The organism is Arthrobacter burdickii (genome assembly GCF_030433645.1).
Classification (GTDB): domain Bacteria; phylum Actinomycetota; class Actinomycetes; order Actinomycetales; family Micrococcaceae; genus Arthrobacter_D; species Arthrobacter_D burdickii.
In genome coordinates this window covers 2519678-2538340 of the sequence record NZ_JAROCG010000001.1, presented here as the reverse complement: position 1 = coordinate 2538340, position 18663 = coordinate 2519678, and the positions used below count along the sequence as shown (strand labels likewise).

Annotated in this window: 20 protein-coding genes; 8 read left to right on the top strand and 12 right to left on the bottom strand. The window is 64.4% G+C overall.

The features are described 5' to 3' along the window. The first annotated feature begins 65 nt into the window (after positions 1-65). Positions 66-1034: an NAD-dependent epimerase/dehydratase family protein gene (locus tag P5G52_RS11935; protein ID WP_301227622.1), complete on the top strand. Its 969-nt coding sequence runs from the start codon at positions 66-68 to the stop codon at positions 1032-1034. A gap of 193 nt (positions 1035-1227) precedes the next feature. Then, the gene (locus tag P5G52_RS11930) at positions 1228-1998 is read left to right on the top strand and encodes a CPBP family intramembrane glutamic endopeptidase (RefSeq protein WP_301227621.1); all 771 of its coding nucleotides are present in this window, start codon (positions 1228-1230) and stop codon (positions 1996-1998) included. 7 nt (positions 1999-2005) lie between these two features. On the opposite strand, the gene P5G52_RS11925 is transcribed toward P5G52_RS11930, so the two are convergent. The 9 genes from P5G52_RS11925 to P5G52_RS11885 form a co-directional block, all read right to left on the bottom strand. Beyond that, positions 2006-2983, bottom strand: coding sequence for an NADP-dependent oxidoreductase (locus tag P5G52_RS11925; RefSeq protein WP_301227620.1), 978 nt, complete (start codon positions 2981-2983; stop codon positions 2006-2008). Then, positions 2973-4409 carry an NAD(P)/FAD-dependent oxidoreductase gene (locus P5G52_RS11920; RefSeq protein ID WP_301227619.1) on the bottom strand — a complete coding sequence of 479 codons (1437 nt, stop codon included), beginning with the start codon at positions 4407-4409 and terminating at the stop codon, positions 2973-2975. The genes P5G52_RS11925 and P5G52_RS11920 overlap by 11 nt, the downstream gene beginning before the upstream one ends. 67 nt (positions 4410-4476) lie before the next feature. Continuing rightward, a complete protein-coding gene (locus P5G52_RS11915) occupies positions 4477-4944 on the bottom strand; it encodes a carboxymuconolactone decarboxylase family protein (RefSeq protein ID WP_301227618.1) in 468 nt (155 codons plus the stop codon). A gap of 170 nt (positions 4945-5114) precedes the next feature. After that, the gene (locus P5G52_RS11910) at positions 5115-5819 is read right to left on the bottom strand and encodes a TetR/AcrR family transcriptional regulator (RefSeq protein ID WP_301227617.1); all 705 of its coding nucleotides are present in this window, start codon (positions 5817-5819) and stop codon (positions 5115-5117) included. Between the two features lie 229 nt (positions 5820-6048). Further along, positions 6049-6732: a DUF2306 domain-containing protein gene (locus P5G52_RS11905; RefSeq protein ID WP_301227616.1), complete on the bottom strand. Its 684-nt coding sequence runs from the start codon at positions 6730-6732 to the stop codon at positions 6049-6051. Between the two features lie 135 nt (positions 6733-6867). Next, a complete protein-coding gene (locus tag P5G52_RS11900) occupies positions 6868-8178 on the bottom strand; it encodes an ABC transporter permease (RefSeq protein ID WP_301227615.1) in 1311 nt (436 codons plus the stop codon). Further along, complete coding sequence (locus tag P5G52_RS11895) at positions 8175-8879, bottom strand: ABC transporter ATP-binding protein (RefSeq protein WP_301227614.1); 705 nt, start codon at positions 8877-8879, stop codon at positions 8175-8177. Before P5G52_RS11895 ends, P5G52_RS11900 begins: the two co-directional genes overlap by 4 nt. Beyond that, on the bottom strand, positions 8879-9805 hold the full coding sequence (locus P5G52_RS11890) for a DUF4389 domain-containing protein (RefSeq protein ID WP_363321884.1): 927 nt from the start codon (positions 9803-9805) through the stop codon (positions 8879-8881). Before P5G52_RS11890 ends, P5G52_RS11895 begins: the two co-directional genes overlap by 1 nt. Before the next feature lie 75 nt (positions 9806-9880). Continuing rightward, positions 9881-10888, bottom strand: a complete 1008-nt coding sequence (locus P5G52_RS11885; protein WP_301227613.1) for an NAD(P)-dependent alcohol dehydrogenase — start codon at positions 10886-10888, stop codon at positions 9881-9883. A gap of 193 nt (positions 10889-11081) precedes the next feature. On the opposite strand from P5G52_RS11885, the gene P5G52_RS11880 reads away from it, so the two are divergent. After that, on the top strand, positions 11082-11702 hold the full coding sequence (locus P5G52_RS11880; RefSeq protein WP_301227612.1) for a TetR/AcrR family transcriptional regulator: 621 nt from the start codon (positions 11082-11084) through the stop codon (positions 11700-11702). 16 nt (positions 11703-11718) lie between these two features. On the opposite strand, the gene P5G52_RS11875 is transcribed toward P5G52_RS11880, so the two are convergent. Together P5G52_RS11875 and P5G52_RS11870 are read right to left on the bottom strand one after the other, a co-directional pair. Continuing rightward, a complete protein-coding gene (locus P5G52_RS11875) occupies positions 11719-12468 on the bottom strand; it encodes a DUF4386 domain-containing protein (protein WP_301227611.1) in 750 nt (249 codons plus the stop codon). 43 nt (positions 12469-12511) lie between these two features. After that, complete coding sequence (locus P5G52_RS11870) at positions 12512-13543, bottom strand: NAD(P)-dependent alcohol dehydrogenase (RefSeq protein WP_301227610.1); 1032 nt, start codon at positions 13541-13543, stop codon at positions 12512-12514. A 104-nt stretch (positions 13544-13647) separates the two neighbouring features. Here P5G52_RS11870 and P5G52_RS11865 point away from each other — a divergent pair, with 104 nt between their 5' ends. Next, the gene (locus P5G52_RS11865; protein ID WP_301227609.1) at positions 13648-14331 is read left to right on the top strand and encodes a TetR/AcrR family transcriptional regulator; all 684 of its coding nucleotides are present in this window, start codon (positions 13648-13650) and stop codon (positions 14329-14331) included. A 52-nt stretch (positions 14332-14383) separates the two neighbouring features. Here P5G52_RS11865 and P5G52_RS11860 read toward each other — a convergent pair whose 3' ends face one another. Beyond that, the gene (locus P5G52_RS11860) at positions 14384-15106 is read right to left on the bottom strand and encodes a TetR/AcrR family transcriptional regulator (protein WP_301227608.1); all 723 of its coding nucleotides are present in this window, start codon (positions 15104-15106) and stop codon (positions 14384-14386) included. Between the two features lie 88 nt (positions 15107-15194). Here P5G52_RS11860 and P5G52_RS11855 point away from each other — a divergent pair, with 88 nt between their 5' ends. From P5G52_RS11855 to P5G52_RS11840, 4 genes are all read left to right on the top strand, one after another. Then, positions 15195-16001 carry a DUF4386 domain-containing protein gene (locus tag P5G52_RS11855; protein WP_301227607.1) on the top strand — a complete coding sequence of 269 codons (807 nt, stop codon included), beginning with the start codon at positions 15195-15197 and terminating at the stop codon, positions 15999-16001. Between the two features lie 5 nt (positions 16002-16006). Further along, positions 16007-16603: a hypothetical protein gene (locus tag P5G52_RS11850; RefSeq protein ID WP_301227605.1), complete on the top strand. Its 597-nt coding sequence runs from the start codon at positions 16007-16009 to the stop codon at positions 16601-16603. Next, entirely contained in the window at positions 16600-17559 is a 960-nt protein-coding gene (locus tag P5G52_RS11845; protein WP_301227603.1) for an NAD-dependent epimerase/dehydratase family protein, read from the top strand. The genes P5G52_RS11850 and P5G52_RS11845 overlap by 4 nt, the downstream gene beginning before the upstream one ends. A gap of 62 nt (positions 17560-17621) precedes the next feature. Next, positions 17622-18521: an oxidoreductase gene (locus P5G52_RS11840; RefSeq protein ID WP_301227601.1), complete on the top strand. Its 900-nt coding sequence runs from the start codon at positions 17622-17624 to the stop codon at positions 18519-18521. Positions 18522-18663 lie beyond the last annotated feature (142 nt).

Here is an 18663-nt window from a genome sequence, read left to right as displayed (position 1 = left end):
GACACGCTCGCGTATCTAAAATAGGCGGAGGGCCTCGCACGCGACCGTGAGGATCGAGGTCGGTCGTGAGCAGGGACCAGGTGCATGTGGTGGTCGGCGCCAGTGGCGGAACCGGAGCAGCGCTGGTGCGTGAACTCCTTCGGCGCGAGTACCGTGTCCGGGGCGTTAACCGGTCCGGACGGGCGGATGTACCGGCAGGGGTGGAAATCGTACGGGGGGACGCGGCCGACCCGGAGCGGATGCGGCAGGTCTGCCAGGACGCGGGGGTGGTCTACAACGCCGTAAACCCTCCCCTGGACCGCTGGCGGGAGGATTTTCCTGCAGTGGTCGACGGGGTCCTTGCCGGTGCCGAGGCCGCAGGAGCGCGCATGGTCTTCGTTGATGACACGTGGATGTACGGGCGGGTGAGCGGGCCGATGACCGAGGACCTGCCCGAACGCCCGGTCTGCAACAAGGGAGTGCTGAGGGCTTGGCTCGCCGAGCGGGTCCTTGCCGCCCACGCCCGGGGTCAGGTCGCCACGGTGATCGGCAGGGCCCCTGAACTGTACGGCCCGGGAGTCGAATCCCTGCTCGGCCGCACTCTCTTCGGCGCGGCAGTACGAGGCAGATCCGGGTTGTGGGCAGGGTCGACAACGGAGCCGCTGACGCCGATGTTCATCGAGGATTTCGCCTACGGGCTGGTGGAGTTGGGCGAAAATACCGAAGCCCTGGGGCAGGTGTGGCATCTGCCGACACCGCCACCGACGACGGCCGGGGAATTCATCGACGGGATTTCCATCGAAAGCGGCAGGCGATTTCGTGTTCACAGGGTGAGCCCCGGGTTGGTGCGCGCTGCCGGAATCTTTTCCACCGTCGCCCGTGAAGGTGCCGAGATGCTCTACCAGTTCGAGCACCCCCACGTGATCGATTCCACCAAATACCGGAACGTGTTCGGGCATGGAAAGGTCACCTCCTACGAGGCCGGCATCCGCGCGACGCTTGACTGGTACCGCACCCGGCAGCCGGCCCGGGGCCTCATCCCTTCAGGAAGGTAGAGCGGCCATGCCCGGTTCGCCGCCCACCCGCCGCCCTGCTCCGCCCACCGTGCTGGTCCGTACTCGAAGCCACATCACCAGACTTATCAGGCGCCATCCGGTAGGCGCTCTCCTCACATGGTTCTTCACCGTCGGACAAGCCATCGCTTTCGCGCCGGTCATTGCGAACACCTCCGGAGCAAATCTCCCAACAGTGCCTTTCGTCATCGCCAGCAACGCGGTCGGCCTGCTGGTACCCGCCCTGGTGATCACCTGGGTGGTCGACGGCGACGCCGGGCTGAAGGCGCTGGGGCATCGGATCGCCGCAGTACGACGAAGTGCCGGCTGGTATGCCTTTGCCGCACTCGCCGTCCCCGCCGTGGCCACGGTACTGGCCCTGTTCCTCGGCGGGCCTCCCCCGGGGCTTCCCCTCGGAACGCTGGTTACGGCGCTGGCATCAGGCCTGCTGCTCCAGACAATTCTCGGTCTCCTGACCAGCAACCTGTGGGAGGAAGTGGCGTGGACAGGCTTCGTCCAAGCACGGTTGCAGGACCGCCACGGCGCACTGAAAGCCGCACTCATCACCGCTCCACTCTTCGCCCTGCAACACCTGTCACTTCTCGCCGGGAATTCCGCCGCAATCATCGTCCTCATCCTCATCGCCGTCCTCGCCATACCGTTCCGGGCAGCCACGGGCTGGCTCTACAACCGCACCGGCAGCATCTTCCTGGTCGGAATCTTCCACGCCGCGGGAAACGCGGTAGCCGTCGGCGGCGGCTTCGGAAACGGGCTGCTCCCCCTTTTGTACTCAGGAACCACGGTCGGATCCATGCACCTGCTCGCCACAGCGACCGTAGGTGTCGTCGTTCTCGCCGCCAGCCGCGGCCGCCTCGGCACCCCCCCCCCCCCCCCCCCGGAAGGCCCCGGCACCAAAGCCCGGAACCTAGGGCCAGGGCCGGATCCGGATCCGGATCCGGATCCGTGAGGTATGGTCAGGCCCCGATGGCAAGAATTGTTCTGCCGTGTCGTCCATGACGGGGTCCTTCGGCGTATACCCGCCGTCCGTCGGCCAGGGGATACACGGCGGCGACTGTGGGATGCAGCTGACCGGCGTCGATCATATCCGCGATGGTGCCCAACCGGTGCCCATCGGGAGTCACGATGAAGAAGGCGACCTCAAGCGGACGGTCACCGATCAGTGACTGGTCGACAGGAGCTCCCAGAGGAACCAGCCGGGCACCATCGTGCATGTGTGCAGTGGCGTCCTGAAGAGCAGTCCCACCCACCGTATCGATGATGAGGTCCGCTTCCTGTAGCGCAGCCCGCAGTTCTTTGGTACGGGTCTGGATGATCCTGTGTGCACCGAGTTGTTCCGCAAACCCGTCGTGGATGGTGCGGACCACCGCGGTTACAGTGGCGCCCAGAATACGTGCGAGTTGCACCGCGTACGACCCGACTCCACCGGTCGCACCCAGAATGAGTACCTGCTCCCCTGCCCTGAGGCGTCCCTGAGTCGTGAGAGCTTCCAGGGCGGTCAGGGCAGAAGGGCGCACGGACGCTGCGGCCTGATGACTCAGCGATACGGGACGGTGCGCGATGTTCTTGTGGCCAACCGCCACATACTGGGCGGCCGCCCCGTCACGATCGAACTCCGGGATACCGATAACGTCCTCTCCTACCGCGAATCCCGTGACATCTGGACCCAGGGCTGCGACGACACCTGAGAATTCATGTGCCGGGATGGTGGGCATCCGATCATTGCCGTTGCCGTCGACGTATGTCTCCGGCCACTGGAACTCATCGAAGGTGATAGCTGTGGCGTGCACTTCGACAAGAACGTCGCCAGGACCTAGCTGCGGGAGCGGAGCGTCCTCGTAGAGGAGGTCGTTGCTGTCGCCCGGCGTGTGGAGCCTCAAGGCCTTCATCGTCCTGCGGCGATGATCGGCCGTCCGCCTGGCATCAGTGCGCATGGTTTTCCTCCTCGTGGTCTGTGGTGCTCGTAGCTGCGGCGGGTACCGCGCCGATTACAGCGATGTGTGCTGAGGCGGGGATAGTCACGATCGGAGCCAGCGGATGGGGCCGGCTGTAGGACGCGGCTTCCTCGAACGACGCCCGTGGCGACTCGAGGCCGCGAAGCCCAGCGGTGTCGCGGCCGAGCCAGAGGTTGTTCCACCACCCCCACAGGACCCGCCACTTCCGTTCCCAGGTGGGGATGGCTAGCACATGGTAGCCGCGGTGCATGACCCAGGCGGGAAAGCCCTTGACGACGATCGGCCCGGACTGGAAGACGCCGGTGCCCAGTCCAAGGGTGGCGACGGCGCCCAGATTGCGGTGGCGGTATTCCTGTGCCTCCCCGCCGCGCAGGGTGTCCCGGATGTTCCGTGCGAGGAGTTTGGCTTGCCTGATGGCGTGCTGGGCGTTGGGGACGGTGAAGCCGCCCACCCCTCCACCTGTGAGGTCCGGGATGGCCGCGTTGTCTCCTGCCGTCCAGGCGTCGGCAACCGGCGTGTCAGCGCCGCCGATCCGGAGGTCGGTGCGGGCGATGATGCGTCCCCGCTGATCGATCGGCAAGTCCGTGTTCCTGGTGATCACGGGATTTGCGATGACGCCGGCGGTCCAGACGAGCAGGCCCGCGTCGAAGGACTCGCCCGTCGACAGGCTGATCCGTCCGTCGGTCGCGGATGTCAGCTGGGTCTCCAGATGGATGATGGCCTGCCGCCGGCCCAGATGGCGGAGGACCCAGCGGCTGGTCTTCTCGGATACTTCCGGCAGTATCCGCGCGGTTGCCTCGATCAGGTGGAAGTGGGTCTCGGCCAGGGACAACTCGGGGTACTTCTTCAAGGTGGCTGTCACGAGCGCCCGGAGCTCGCCGAAGGACTCGATGCCGGCGTAGCCGCCGCCGATGAAGACGACGGTCAGTAGTTTCTCCCTTTCGGGGCCCGGGGGGAGGGACGCTGCGGTGTCGATGTTGCGCAGCATCGTGTCCCGGATGAAAACGGCCTCCTCGATGTTCTTCACGCCGATCGCCTGTTCAGCGACGCCCGGGATGGGGAAGGTGCGCGTCGCGGCGCCGGCGGTGACCACGATGACGTCGTACGTCTCCCGTTGCTGGCGTCCGTCGGGAAGCTTCAGAGTCACTGTCCTGGCGGCGTGATCGATGTAGGTGACCGTCGCTGTGATGAGCCGGGTCTTCTTCAGGTGCCGCCGGTGGACGATGACGCTGTGGCGGGCTTCGATGGATCCGGCGAGCACTTCGGGCAGGAACGGCTGATAGGTCATGTAGGGAACGGGGTCGATCAGGGTGACCTGCGCTTCCCCGCGACGGAGGTACTTTTCCAGCCGCCAGGCGGTGTAGAAACCTGCGTATCCTCCGCCGATGATGAGGATCCTGCGCATGTGAATGCGCCTCCAAACTTTCTCTTGGTACTGCTTGGGTGGTGGTACGTGAGCCCGGACAGAAGTGTCAGGGGGCGACGCGGTAGGCGCCGCTGATGGCGATGCGGTTGTAGGTATTGATGATCAGTACCACCCAGGTCACGGCGGACACCTGTCCGGAGGTGAGGTGCGCGGTGGCCGATTCGTAGAGGCCCGCGTTGCGATGGGAGTCCTGAATGAGGGTGAGGTACTCGGTGAGAGCCAGGGCGGAGCGTTCCTGTTCGTCGAAGTACTCGCTCTCCCGCCAGGCGGAGAGAACGTTCAGCCGCACGGGACTCTCACCCTTGGCGAGGGCATCCTGGGAGTGGGCGCGCAGGCAGAAAGCGCACCCGTTGAGCTGGGACGCGCGGAGCTTCACGAGCTCGATCAGCAACGGAGACAAGCCCTCCTCGAGCGCGGTCACATCCGCCATCCTTGCGACCGGGGGCATCGCCCGGTAGAGCTGCGGATGCCTGCTGCCGACATCCGTCCTTGCGGTCTTTTCCTTGGTGATCATGGCCTTCGTACCTCCGGTGAGTGGTGATCAGCGCCTGTTCCTGCGCTGGTTCCACCATCCCGCCATGACCAGGGGACGGACGAAGGAATGGGACGAAATGGCACCGATCGTCCCACGAGCCCATAGGTGAGAAGCTCATTCGGACGTCGGGCAGTGCGCCGATGCGCCAGTCAGGCTTGGGCGTGGTAGCTCGCAAGGTATGAAGCTGAAGCGGCACCATCGATCGCGAACCGTGTCAGGTTCCGCAGGAACGAACCATCTATGTCCTGACCTGTGGCGACCAGACGGTGATGGATCGATCCGTACACCGCATCGATCACCATTACGAGGTCGACGTCGTCTCGAACCTGTCCGCGGCGCTGACCCCGTTGCAGGATCGCCAGAAACCCCTGGCGCCGCTCCCGCAGCATGGTCTGGCGGAACTGCGCGGCGAAGTCCTCGCTACGGATCGCCTCGGCCAGAAGGTTCGCCACCGTAGAGGCAGCACCTCCGACGTGGAGGCAGTACGTCAGCGCCACGAGGTAGGCGTGCAGGTCCCGTGCGACGTCACCCGTGTCCTCGACGTTCGTCAGCAGGTTGGTCTTGTAGGTGAAGGCTTCCAGCACTAACAACTGGCGAGAGGGCCAGTACCGGTACAGCGTCGACTTGCCCACCCCCGACGCCCTCGCCACCGCGTCGATAGTCACCGCGTCGTAGCTGAGCCGGTCGAGCAGCACGCTGGCGGCCTTCAGAACCCGCAACCGTACCTCAGCCTCGTGGGACGCGATCAACGGATGCGCCGGATCAGCCCCACTACGAGGTCCGACGCGCGCCTTCGAACCAGGCCCGGCAGAACCGCTACCAGACCCCACCAGGACGCTCTCAAACGCACTCATAGCACTTGAATCCTTGCCGTTCTATACCCGTAGCCGTGGAGCTTACACCCCGGAAATGAAGTAGCCGGACCGGCCTTCCTCGAAACTCCTCCACTGGATAGGGAATGGATTGTGCGCTCGTCCGGCATGCAGGGGACGGGCGGAGCTGAGCGTGCGGGTCGGCGTGGGTGGGAGCTTCGGTGCATGACCGAAGTGGAGACGCCCAGACGCTTTGGCTATTTCGGCCCTTTTAGAGGGGTTGCGGTTCGGATTCGATAGGGAGGGCGGGAGCATGAGGGATTCGCGGCGACGTCTGGGCCCGTCGGTGGATGACGTACTCGGCCACCGCCAGGCTGAGCACCCATGATGCTCCGATGAGTAGGGCCCGGGTCAGTTCGGTGACCGGGCCGACCAGGACAATCCAGGGGATTGTCACCACGACGATGGTCCCTTGAGCGATGCCGATGGCGTAGGCGCGGGTCATCCACTCGCTGTGCCGAACGTAATCGTGACGGCGGACCGCGAGGAACCCCAGGCTGAGGCTCGCGACCATGGCCGACCCGAAGATCAGCCTAAGGATCAGCAGAAGCGGCCCGTCCAGGGGTGGGAGGTCATAGAAAACCGCCATCCATAGACCCGACAGGGCAGCGAGCAGGCCGGCAGGGACGAGGATGCGTCCGGCCATGCGGTGCCAGCTGGTCCTGCCGCGCTTCCCTCGGCGCAGTGAGGGAACGAATTGGAACGATCCGAGCAGCAGGTAGAGGGTGACCGTTGGAATGTGGATCAGTACGGGGACAGGCGAGTCGAAGAACCTCGCATTCTCGGCTGTGATCCCACCTCCGGCCAGTTGGGTCAGGCGGCTTGATCCAGCGATCACGGGGACGAGGCTGAGGAAGATCAGGCCGACGGGGACGAACCACCGGGCCCAGTGCATCCGGTCCAGTTTCGGAGGTCGGCCCAGATCCGGCGTGGTTGCAGCCGGCGTATTTGCAGGGCGTAGCGGTACCTTTGCGGGTTTTCTGGTGGGTTCCACTGAGGATCCTTTGTTCGACAGGTCGGGGCGGCGCCGCTATTCGTACCTGAGGGCGTCGATGGGGTTCTGGCGTGATGCCCGTCGTGCCGGAAGGGTGCCGGCGAGGAAGGCGATGAGCATGACCAGGAGGATGATGGCGGCCATCGGTAGTGGCGCGAACCGCAGGACCTGAAGTCCTTCGAGGTCTGCCAGCACCGTGCCTGCGAGGAAATTGTTCGCGATCGCGCCCGTACCGATTGCGGCCAGCGCCCCGATGGCGCTGCCGAGGAAGCCGATGAACACGGCTTCGATGCTGAACAGTGCGTAGATCCGGCCGCCACCCATGCCCATGGCTTTCATCAGCCCGATTTCGCGGGTGCGTTCCTGGACGCTCATGAGCAACGTGTTGATGATCCCGAATCCTGCGGCGATCAGCGCGATCACGGCGAACGCGTTGAGCACGCCGACGATCCCGCTGATGACGGTCTGAATGATGCCGATTTGGTCGGCGACAGTGACGGCGGTGTAGCCCTGCGCCGCGAGATCGGCCTGGAGTGCGTCGATTTCGTCTTCGCTGGATGCCGCGTCGAAGTGCGCCATTGCAAGGAATGCGCCCTCGGTGGTGTTCGCCGGCTTGCCCGTGTTCTGCACGTCGTAGAGCTCGTCGGTGAGGGCCTGGTTGAGCGCGCCACCACCGCCGGTGAGGATGGACTGGTTCTGCACGCCGGCCACTGTTGCCGTGACTTCGTGCATCTCACCCATGTAGTCGACGATTCCTATGATCACGCTCTCGCCCACCGCGGCGTCGGCGGTGGGGAACCCGAGGCCGTCCAAGTCGGAGGTGACGAGCAACAACTGATTCCCGTTTCCGGCGCTTTCGCCCTGCAGTTGGGATCCGGCAGCCAGGTCGGGGGTGCTCAGGGCGGCGCTGGCATTGACTGCCAGTTCGAACTTGCCGTTGCCGGCGTATTCGATATAGCGCGGGGTGACCTGCAGGACCGGGTTGACGTCGAGGATCCCTTCCACACCCTTGATGGCTGTCAGGTCCTCAGCGGTGAGGACCCCGGTCGCGAATTCGGAGCCGTCACCTTCGAATCCTCCGGCGGCGACTGCCTGATCCGGGTCATAGGGTGCTGGTCCTTCCTCCGCGGGGGCCTCTTCCTCGGCTGTCACGGTGATGGAAAGGACGTCGGCGGCACCGAAGGCAGCGACCTGGGTATCGATGTAGCTGGAGATGCCGGTGCCGATCGCACTGGTGATGGTGAGTGTGAAGGCGCCGATGAAGACGGCGATGACGGTGAGCGTGGTCCGGAGCCTGCTGCGAAGGCTGTTGCCGATCGCGGTGCCGATGATGTCGATGAAGCTCATGGTGCGTCCTGTGGATTATGGAGGGATTCCACTTCGCGTCCGTCGCGGATGAACATTTGCCGGTCGCACCGGGCGGCGAGCTCCGTATCGTGGGTGACGATCACGAGGGTGATGCCGTGGTCCCTGTTGAGGGAGAACAGGATGTCCTCGACCAGGCGGCCGGTGGCGGTGTCGAGGTTGCCGGTGGGCTCGTCGGCGAAGATGACTTCGGGGTTGTTCACCAGGGCGCGGGCGATCACGACGCGTTGCTTCTGCCCGCCCGAGAGGTTGATGGCCTTGTTCTTCGCCTTGTCGGCGAGTTCGAGCTTTTCGAGGACCGCCATGCCGCGGGCCTTTCGTTCCCGGGATCCGATTCCTGCGATTTTCAGCGGTAGCACGACGTTCTCGAGGACGGAGGCGTTGGGGGTGAGGAAGAACTGCTGGAACACGAAACCGAAGTCCTCGTTGCGCAGCCGGTTGACCTGTCTGACGTTGAGTTTTGTCGCATCGGCGCCCTTGACGAGCAGCGCGCCACCGTCGGGTGTATCGAGGAGGGCCAGCAGGTGCATCAGGGTTGATTTGCCGGACCCGCTCTTGCCGACGATTGCGAGGGATTCGCCTGCCTGTATCTCCAGGGTGACGCCCTTGAGCGCATCGAAGCGCGCGCTACCGCGCCCATAGGACTTGCTGAGGTTCCGGACAGCGAGAACGGATGTGTCCATCAGATGGCCCCGCTCAGGGCTCGGGCGGGTGGTGCAGGTGGGTCGAGCGGGCCCTGGTCCAGCCGGAACGGCGGGTAGTCGTCCCTCATCAGGGCGGTGTAGGTGATGGTCCGGTAGACCCACCGGTTGATGCCCATGATCAGGTTGAACAGCCCCAAACGGTAGACGCCAGTGAACAGCAGGATCACCGCGGTGATGAACACCAGCAGGCCCAGCACAGACATCCCATTGGTGCCACCATCATTCGAGGACGCCCATACGCTGCCGGTAAGCACCCCGACGATGAGCACGTGCGGCAGGGCCAGGAGCCAGGACTTCACCAGGACCTTCCAGTGGGACAGCTTCTCGGGATAGTCCACCTCGAACGTGGCCGGGTAATCGGTGTGGGCGAGGGTGAACGGCGGGTAGACGTCCGTGCCCAGCACCCCGTTGGCGTAGAAGGCCACCCGCCAGTTCCAGCGCATCACCCCGACCGTGAACTGGAACAGTGACGCCGGGTAGCGGCCGGTGATCAGGATCATCACCCCCGCGGCGACAGTGACCACCACGAAGGCGATCCCGAGGATGGCGAGCACGATGTAGTGAGGGATGGCCAGCACCCATTTGACGAGCCACATCCACCGCGAGAGGTTCGCATCCAACTGGCCTTCCAGCCGTGCCGGATACGTTCCCCCTGCGTTTCCATTGTGCGCAGGGTGGGAGGAGGAGAGCAGTCCCCGGCCGAGGCCCGCGGCGCCGAGGATGATCAGCGCAAGCCCGGTAGCCAGCAGCGCGAGGCCCACGAACACGGGGCCGGAGTTCGCGAAGACGGCCAGGGATCCTGCGCCCAGCAGGACCCCGGTGACGAGCACCAGCATGTAAGGTGCACTCATTTTTTCGGGCGGCGGACTGGAAGGGCCGAACGTGTCGATCGGGGTGCTGCTCATGGTCTTGGTCCTGGTTCTTGAAGGATGAAACGGGTGGAACCTGATGCCGCCCCGGTCTAGCGGCGGCGGATGCCATTACACGGTGATGGCGATTTTTGCCCTGGCGTGATCCTTGACGAAGTAGTCGATCGCTTCGGGTACCTGGCTCAACGGGTACGTCCGGTCGATGACCGGGGTGACCCGGCCGGATTCGATGAGATCCCGCAACATGTCCAGGCTTTCCCTGCCCGGCTTCGCGGGAACGGTGCGCAGGTCCTGGCGGATGAACCTCGACAGGACAAGCGCCCGGACAATACGTCCCATGGGCCCGTGGACGCGGCCGCCGGTGCCACTGGAGAGCACGAGCGTCCCCTCGCGGGTGAGGGCCTTCCGGAGTGCCGACAGCGGGTGGTTTCCGATGGAGTCGAAGATCAGGTCATATTGCAGGCCGCTCTCTGTGAAGTTCTCCCGGGTGTAGTCGATGACGCGATCGGCGCCGAGCGCCCGGACCGGTTCGGCATTCCTCGCACTGCATACCCCGGTCACCTCCGCACCGAAGGCCTTCGCAATCTGGATGGCGAACGTGCCCACCCCGCCGGAGGCGCCATTGATCAGGACTTTCTGGCCAGGCTGGATGGTGCCGCCGCCCCTGAGTCCCTGCAGAGCGGTCCTGGCCGAGAGCGGAACCGTGGCGGCCTGCTCGAAGGTCAGGTTCGCCGGCTTCGAAGCCAGCAGATCAGCCGGGACGGTGGCGAATTCGGCGAAGCCTCCAGCTTCGATTTCGCCGTACACCTCGTCACCCGGACGGAAGTCGGTGACGCCGGCACCTACCGCCTCCACCCGGCCCGCGATGTCCTTGCCCCGCACAGTGTTCCTTGGTGTGCGCAAACCGAAGGCCAGCCGCGCGATCAGCGGGCGGCCGCTGGCATAGACCCAGTCCGCGTGGTTGACGGACGCGCCATGGATGCGCACCAACACCTCGCCGTCCCCCACCGTCGGCTTGTCGACGTCCTGGAAGCTGAGCACCTCAGTGCTGCCGTATCTGTGCTGGACCACGGCTTTCATCGCGGTAGTCGTTTTGGCTGGGCTGATGCTCGATCTCATTGCTCTGCGCCTCGATCGGTCGACGTTACCTAACGGTGTAAGGTAACTATTTGAAGATACCATACGCCGTAAGGTACGGTCTATGGGTAGCGTGAATATTTGCACGGACTACGAGCTATCCGAGACGGGAGATGCTGTGGCACCAGCGAGAACGAAGGCCGCCCCGAGGGAGCCTGTCACCAGGGATCGGGCAGTGCAGGTGGCTGTCGGCCTCGCCGACGCCGGCGGGCTGGAGTCGCTGAGTATGCGCAAGCTCGCTCAGGAACTCGGTGTCGAGGCGATGTCGCTCTACTATCACGTGAAGAACAAGGACGACCTCATCGACGGCATGGTGGACGTCGTCTTCAGCGAGATCGTCCTGCCCTCCCCCGGGGAGGATTGGAAGACGGCGATGCGGGAGCGTGCGGAGTCCGCCCGCGCTGTCCTCGCCCGGCATCCCTGGGCCATCGCGCTGATGCGGTCCACGCCAGGGGCTGCGACTTTGAGACATCTTGATGCCACGATCGGATGCCTGCGCACCGCGGGCTTCTCTCCGGCCATGGCCGGTCATGCGATGTCCCTGCTCGACAGCTACGTCGATGGATTCGCCCTGCAGGAGGCCGCCCTGCCACTCGACGAGGCCGGTGGCATAACGGAGGCGACGGAGGACGTTCTGGCGCAGCAGCAGATGATGTCGCACGCCTTCCCGAATCTGGCCGAAATCGCGGCTGCCTACATCCTGCAACCCGGATATGCGTTCGGGAACGAGTTCCGGTTCGGGCTTCAGGTCATCCTTGACGGTATCGAGGCTGCCCACGCGGCCAAGGAGGGTTGAGTTGCCGGGGTGCTTGTCAGACATCGGGGCTACGTGGGCCGGTTCCTTCCATGGATGGCTGATCCTGGATGATCGAGCCCGGGGTGGTCCGGCGACCTTTGATGAGTAGCCAGAAGCTGAGCGCGACTTCGCCCATGAAGACGAATTGGGCGAGCCCGATCGAGAGGTCTGGGACCAGCACAGCACCGAAGGCGTCGGTCAGGTAGCCGAGCCCGGCGATCACGAGGAGAACCCCGAAGACTTTCGCCATGAACCCGGACTGATACGCAAGGTAACCGATCAGCAGCAGATGCACGGCGAAGAGAGCCAGACCGATGTCCCAGATCTGGTTGAACGCCTGGACCGCGAGCAGCATCCGCTCCCCGTTTCCTTCCAAGGCCGGTACTTCCAGGAGCTGACCGATGGCCACCAGGAAGACCGCCGCGTAGGCAAGCCTGAACCATGCCGCGGTCATGGAAACGGCCCGGTTCACCGAGGCGAACACTTCGAAGAGTGCAGCTGCCACGATGACGTCCAGAATGACCACGATGATCAGGCTGGCGATGCCTGAGCGAAACAAGGTTTCGGAGGCGGCGACATCCACCGCGGTTTTCGATGCGTCGCCGGGCGTCACAAGCTTGCCAACGGGCCCGAAGACACCGTAAATGGAAAACACGATCATGAGAAAGAGCGCGGTTCCCGCGATCAGACTGGGCCTGCGCAGGGAGCCGGGGACCCGCTGTACGGGTACCTGCCGGGGCGATTCATGCTGCTTCAGGACGGACATGGTGTTTCTTCTTTCCGAGGATTGGAGTGGGGCAACGCAGGCGCTAGATTGTGATGGCGGTTTTTCCGCGCGTTTGCCCGGACTGGAGGTGGCGCATGGCGTCCGGGACCTGTTCGAGCGGGTAGGTGCTGCCGATGCTTGCCGCTATGGTGCCGGCCTCGAGGAGGCTGGCGAGCACCTGCAGGTCGCTGGCGCGCGGTGTGGAGAAGAACATGACCAGGCGCTGCCTGATGAATGGTGACAGCATCATGGCCCGCACCTGCCGGCCCATCCCTGTCCAGTCGCCGCCTCCCTCACCACCGACGAGAACGGCGGTACCGCGGGGCGTGAGCGCGCGGCGAAGCCGGGAGAGTCCCGGATTTCCTCCGGTGTCGATAATCAGGTCGTAGCGGGAGGCGCCATCAGCGAAGTCATCACGGGTGTAGTCGATCACGTGGCCGGCGCCGAGGGCGCGCACGAGGTCGAGTTTGGCTGGGCTGCAGACGCCGGTGGTTTCAGCACCGAACGCCGCGGCCAGTTGTACTGCATAGCTGCCGACACCACCGGAAGCGCCGATGATCAGCACCTTCTGTCCCTGCTGGATACGGCCGGCGTCGCGCAGGGCGTGGAGTGCGGTGAGCGCCGATGTCGGAACCACAGCAGCCTGCTTGAAGGCTGTGTTGGCGGGCTTGCGGGCGAGTCGGTGTTCACGGGCCACTGCGGACTCCGCGAAGGATCCTTTGCTGACGCCGAATACTTCATCGCCTACCTGGAATCGGGTCACCGACGCGCCGACTTCAGTAACCGTTCCTGCGACATCTACACCCACTACAGGATTTTTGGGCCGCCGCACTCCTACGCCGAGGCGCATCAGGTAGGGCTTGCCGGTCATCAAGTGCTCCGTTCCCCGGTCCAGACCAGCCGCGTGCACCCGGATCAGCACCTCATCCTCGGCGGGCGTCGGTCGGGGGATCTGTTGAATTTTCAAGACCTCGGCCGTGCCATAGCGGTCCTGCACGACTGCGCGCATCGTGCTGCCGGCTGGCCCGCGGCCCTCTTCGTGACCTTGTACCTCGTGCTGCCCGTCCAGTGTCATGACTGTTGCTCTCTCACTGATAGTGTTGGCGAAAGGCTGTTGCGTACTATGTACGAGAACGGTAACGTACAAAGTACGGAAACGCCATGGACCTGGGGAGTGGAATGACTGCCGAATCCGGAAAAGCCAGCACGCCGGGGCGGACCCGGCTCAGCAGGGAGAGGGTGCTGAGCAGCGCCCTGGCCTTGGTGGACGAGTCGGGAATAGGCTCACTGACGATCCGTTCCCTGGCCCATGCAATGGGCACCAGACCCATGTCGATCTACCATTACGTCGCCAACAAGGATGAGATCCTCGACAGTCTCGTTGATCTGGTCTTCAGTGAAATCGACCTGCCCTCCGACGACGGTGGCTGGCGATCCGGGATGTACCGCCGGGCCAACTCCGTCCGTGCGGTCCTGCAGCGCCACACCTGGGCTATCGGTCTGCTGGAGTCTCGGACCAGTCCCGGCCCTGCCACGCTGCACCACCATGAAGCGACGCTCGGTGTGCTGCGCAGGGCGGGCTTTTCGATGGAGATGACCTCCCACGCGTACGCCCTGCTTGACAGCTATATCTACGGATTCGCGCTTCAGGAAGCCGCTCTTCCTCTGAGTAATTCCGGGCCCGTCGCCGAGGTTGCCGAACCGATGGTTCAGATGTTCTCGGACGGCAAGTACCCATACCTCTATGAGATTGCCACCGAGCGCGTTCTCCAGCCCGGCTACAACTTCGGCGACGAGTTCGACATCGGGCTCAATGTGATCCTCGACGCCCTCGAGGGCTGGATTTCACCCCACCCGGGGTGAAGGCCCTCCCAGTTCCTGGGTGGAGAATGAATCCAGGAACTGGGAGGGCCTGCTAGTCCACCATGGAACGCTCGGCGGATGCCGCCTGCTGAGGCAGGGAAGCGGTGAGGCCGTCGAGTACTCGATGGAGGCCCCACACATACTGCTCGGTGGAGACGTAGCGGGCCATGACGTCGGCCGAGGCGGCGGACAACGGATAGCTCTTGGCGGGTATCTGGGAAAAACCGGCATGCCGGGCCGCGATACGCTCGGCTTCAGGGGGGGCGGAACGGGCTTCACCGAGTTCGGCCATCTCCAGGGCCATGGAACCGAACACGTAGACAATCAGCAGATAGGACGCCCTCGCGGCGTCTGCAGGGCAGAATCCAGCGCTGGAAAGCACTTCCATCAGGCGTTCGTTCAGCGCAAGGGCCCGCGGCCCGTCCATGGGTCCTCCGATCATCAGCCCGACGGCGCCCGGATGGATAGTGAGCCGTTCGCGCAGTTCAAGGGCGAGCAGCTCGATCCGCTGGCGCCACGCGACGTCGCGGTCAGCGAAGACCGCGTGGTCAACCTGCCCGAGCAGGTGCTCCACAATCGCTTTGACGACGGCAGCCTTATCAGGGAAGTACGTATAGACCGCATTCGGGGCCACTCCGATCCTGGCGGCGATGCCTCGAATCGACGCCGCCTTCACCCCGCCTTCATCCAGCAGTTGGAGTGCAGCTTCCAGAATGTCCTCCTCGGTCGAGGCCCTTCGGGGGCCACGGCGGGAACCCTTAGCTTGCGCTGTCATCGCCGACCCTTCCTACTCTTGACTTAACTCTGTACGGGGTACACGATTTGTACGCCGTACAGATTACCACTCAAGAAAGCGTCAGGCCATGACAACCACCAGCAGCAGCAGGAATCTGCGGTGGGTCACTGCAACGTTGTTCCTGATCAGCGCACTCACCTTCGCCGCAGCCGCCACAGCGCTCTCCATCAGCTTCGACTGGCCTGACATCCTGCGGGAACCGGCCAGTGTCGTCCTGCCTGCCTTCGCCGCCGGCGGGTCTGGGTTGGTCTGGCTCTGGTTCGCCACCGCCTGGACCTACGGGCTCCTTGCCCTCCCTGTACTTCTGCTGCCCGCGGTACTGGGAATGCGCTCGAGCCAGGTCCTGCGGGTAGCCACCTATGCGGGAGCCACCTCGGTACTGCTGTCCCTGATCGGGTTTCTGCGCTGGGTTTTCGTCGTTCCCCCGCTGACGGAGTCCTACGTCACCGGTGACGCCCCGACACAGGCAGCGGTGGACGCGGCATGGACCGCCCAGCACCAGTTCGGCGGTGCCCTGCTGGGTGAACACCTGGGCCAGCTCCTGGTCATCGGATGGTCAATAGCTCTTAGCGTGATTATCTTGCGCACCGGAGTCCTTTCGCGCTGGCTCGGCGTCGCTGGCATCGTCGTCAGCGCGATCTACCTGCTCAATCAGGGCGACATCCTTGCCACCGCCCTCCCCGGATTCCCCGTCTGGGACCTGGCTGGGCTTCTCGGCAGCACCGGATGGGGGCTCTGGGTAGCCGCTCTCGGTATCAGCCTCCTGATGCGCCAGGACCCGACAAGGAGCAGCTCCGACGACCGTTCCACCGAAGCGCCCTCCCTGCCCGTACCGACAAAAAGCCGACCAATCCCGGCTGACACGAGGAACTGATTCCCATGAAAACGATCGACTCACCCGCACCCCCTTCCCTACGCAGTTGGCTGCTGTGGACCGCCGGATTTATTGTTCTTCCGCTGGCCGGATTCGCAGGGAGCGCCATCATCGGTCGCATCGATAATCCCGCCGCGGCCCTGGCCGGCGGCGCGATCGTCGGACTCATCATCGGCTTCGGGCAGGCACTGACCAGCACACACCGGCTGCAGGCAGTTACGTGGATACCCGCGACCGCCACCGGCATGAGCTTAGGACTGTTCCTCGGCGCCACCGCGGTCAGCTACCGAACCTCGCTGGCCGACCTGGTCCTGATGGGGGCCATCAATGGCCTCGTCCTTGGCACCACACAGGCCGTGGCCCTACCCCGCAGGGCCCAACGGCGCTGGATGTGGGCAGCCGCCATGCCCGTCCTTTGGGCACTCGGCTGGAGCGTCTCCACCCTCATCCTGGTAGGAGTCGACGCGCAGTTCATCGTCTTCGGTGCAAGCGGTGCTCTCGTCGTCACGGCACTCTCCGGCCTCCTGCTCCACCAGATCCTTCCCTCCCAGCACGAGCCCGGAACCCATCCGGTGCTACCCGTGAAAGCGGCGACGGCGTGAACACCGGGCTGCACGTCGTCTTCGGTACTGGAGCGATTGGTCTGGCCACCGCTGACGCACTGAGACGTCGCGGGCGGACGGTGAGGCTTATCAACCGCTCAGGCCACGCCCCTGTCCCCCACGACATCGAAGTTCTGGGCGGGGACGCCGGAAAAGCCGACTTCGCCGCCGACGCCGCGCGAGGCGCCTCCGTCGTCTATCAGACCCTGAACCCTCCCTACTCGCATTGGAGTGAACAGTTTCCGGCGCTGCAGGCCGGCGTGCTCTCAGCTGCCGAAAGTACCGGTGCGCGTCTGGTCAGCATGGAAAACGTCTACATGTACGGTCGTCCCGCAGGACGCCCACTCACCGAGGATCGCGGGGACGCCGCCCACACCAGAAAAGGGCAGCTCCGGGCACACATGGCCCAGGAACTGCTCAGGGCCCATCGGGCCGGCCGCGTCGAGGTAGCGATCGGCCGCGCCTCCGACTATTTCGGCCCCCGCGGTGGCGCTCAATCAAATCTCGGTGACCGGGTATTTCCTGCGGCGCAACACGGTAAGACTGCGACTGTGTTCGGCAATGCCGACCAGCCGCACACCTACACCTACATTCCCGACATCGGCGAGGCCTTGGCGGTCCTTGGCGAACACGCGGACGCACCCGGAGAAGTCTGGCACCTGCCCAACGACCCCCACACCCGGACCACGCGGCAACTCACCGACATCATCTACCGGCAGGCCGGCCAGAACCGCACCAAACTCCGACCCATGCCGTCGTTGCTGCTCCGGGCTCTCGGGTTCATCAATCCCACCGTGCGCGAACTCCTCGAGATGCAGTACCAGTTCGAGGAACCGTTCATCGTCGACAGCAGCAAAATCACGCAACGGCTTGGCATCAGTGCCACCCCGATCGACCAAGCCATCGCCGAGACTCTGCGCAGCTACACCCAGGAGCAGATCTCACCGGTGGGATAGAGCCGGCACCTCCGGATTCCCCACTCACCTCCGCCCTGTATTTGAATCTGCGAGGACCGACCATGACCGCATCACCAGCTACTCACCATGAGTGGACCAGTGCCCGCCTGCCGAACCTGGCAGGCAAGACCATCATCATCACAGGCGCCAACAGCGGAATCGGCCTCGAAACCGCGCGCGCATTCGCCGCGCATGATGCACACGTCGTCCTCGCTGTGCGCGACGAGACAAAGGGACAGACAGCTGCCGCCAGCATCGGCGGATCGACCGAGCTCCGTTCGCTGGACCTGGCCGATCTATCCTCCGTGCGGGAATTCGCGGCAGGCTGGCAGGGAGACATTCACCTTCTCATCAACAACGCAGGAGTCCTCACACCACCCTTCGGGCACACCCGGGATGGCTTCGAGCTCCAATTCGGTACCAATCACCTCGGACACTTCGCCCTCACGAACCTGCTCCTACCCCGCATCACCGGACGCGTAGTTACCGTGGCGAGCAATGCGCACCGGACGGGACTGATCGACTTCGAGGACCTCAACTGGGCAACGCGGCGCTACCGCCGCGGAGCCGCCTACAGTCAATCGAAACTCGCGAACCTGCTCTTCACCTTCGAGCTGCAACGACACCTGGAAAGATCAGGGTCAAGGGTCATCGCAACAGCGGCACACCCCGGCATGACCGCAACCAACCTCGGCTCCAGCTCCCAGCACGTCGGGCTCGACACCGCGGCCTGGTTCGCCAACCACTTCTTCGCCCAGGACTCCGTTTCCGGGGCCGCCCCAACATTGTTTGCCGCGACCGAACCGATCCCCGGCGGCAGCTATGCAGGACCGGGCAACCGGCGGGAGATGGCCGGACCACCTAGACTCGTCGGTCGAACGAAGAGCGCTTCGGACCCGCTTACCGCCACCCGACTATGGGCAACATCAGAAGTACTGACCGGAGTCAGCTACCCGCTTTGAGTCCACACAAATACACCCGTCCTGCATCAATGGACCGTAGTAACCCGCGAGTTGCAGCGCAAGCTCGAGGTGAGCAACCAACGGATGAGCCGGATCCTCGTATCCTCCTGATCATGAAGGGCCCTCGGGTACGAGTCTGGTC

What these genes read in the sequence shown, in the direction of transcription:
- P5G52_RS11925 (WP_301227620.1), bottom strand. Translation starts at nt 2,983, where the DNA reads ATGCGCACTGATGCCAGGCGGACGGCCGATCATCGCCGCAGGACGATG.
- P5G52_RS11920 (WP_301227619.1), bottom strand. Translation starts at nt 4,409, where the DNA reads ATGCGCAGGATCCTCATCATCGGCGGAGGATACGCAGGTTTCTACACC.
- P5G52_RS11915 (WP_301227618.1), bottom strand. Translation starts at nt 4,944, where the DNA reads ATGATCACCAAGGAAAAGACCGCAAGGACGGATGTCGGCAGCAGGCAT.
- P5G52_RS11910 (WP_301227617.1), bottom strand. Translation starts at nt 5,819, where the DNA reads ATGAGTGCGTTTGAGAGCGTCCTGGTGGGGTCTGGTAGCGGTTCTGCC.
- P5G52_RS11905 (WP_301227616.1), bottom strand. Translation starts at nt 6,732, where the DNA reads ATGCACTGGGCCCGGTGGTTCGTCCCCGTCGGCCTGATCTTCCTCAGC.
- P5G52_RS11900 (WP_301227615.1), bottom strand. Translation starts at nt 8,178, where the DNA reads ATGAGCTTCATCGACATCATCGGCACCGCGATCGGCAACAGCCTTCGC.
- P5G52_RS11895 (WP_301227614.1), bottom strand. Translation starts at nt 8,879, where the DNA reads ATGGACACATCCGTTCTCGCTGTCCGGAACCTCAGCAAGTCCTATGGG.
- P5G52_RS11890 (WP_363321884.1), bottom strand. Translation starts at nt 9,805, where the DNA reads ATGAGCAGCACCCCGATCGACACGTTCGGCCCTTCCAGTCCGCCGCCC.
- P5G52_RS11885 (WP_301227613.1), bottom strand. Translation starts at nt 10,888, where the DNA reads ATGAGATCGAGCATCAGCCCAGCCAAAACGACTACCGCGATGAAAGCC.
- P5G52_RS11875 (WP_301227611.1), bottom strand. Translation starts at nt 12,468, where the DNA reads ATGTCCGTCCTGAAGCAGCATGAATCGCCCCGGCAGGTACCCGTACAG.
- P5G52_RS11870 (WP_301227610.1), bottom strand. Translation starts at nt 13,543, where the DNA reads ATGACACTGGACGGGCAGCACGAGGTACAAGGTCACGAAGAGGGCCGC.
- P5G52_RS11865 (WP_301227609.1), top strand. Translation starts at nt 13,648, where the DNA reads ATGACTGCCGAATCCGGAAAAGCCAGCACGCCGGGGCGGACCCGGCTC.
- P5G52_RS11860 (WP_301227608.1), bottom strand. Translation starts at nt 15,106, where the DNA reads ATGACAGCGCAAGCTAAGGGTTCCCGCCGTGGCCCCCGAAGGGCCTCG.
- P5G52_RS11855 (WP_301227607.1), top strand. Translation starts at nt 15,195, where the DNA reads ATGACAACCACCAGCAGCAGCAGGAATCTGCGGTGGGTCACTGCAACG.
- P5G52_RS11850 (WP_301227605.1), top strand. Translation starts at nt 16,007, where the DNA reads ATGAAAACGATCGACTCACCCGCACCCCCTTCCCTACGCAGTTGGCTG.
- P5G52_RS11840 (WP_301227601.1), top strand. Translation starts at nt 17,622, where the DNA reads ATGACCGCATCACCAGCTACTCACCATGAGTGGACCAGTGCCCGCCTG.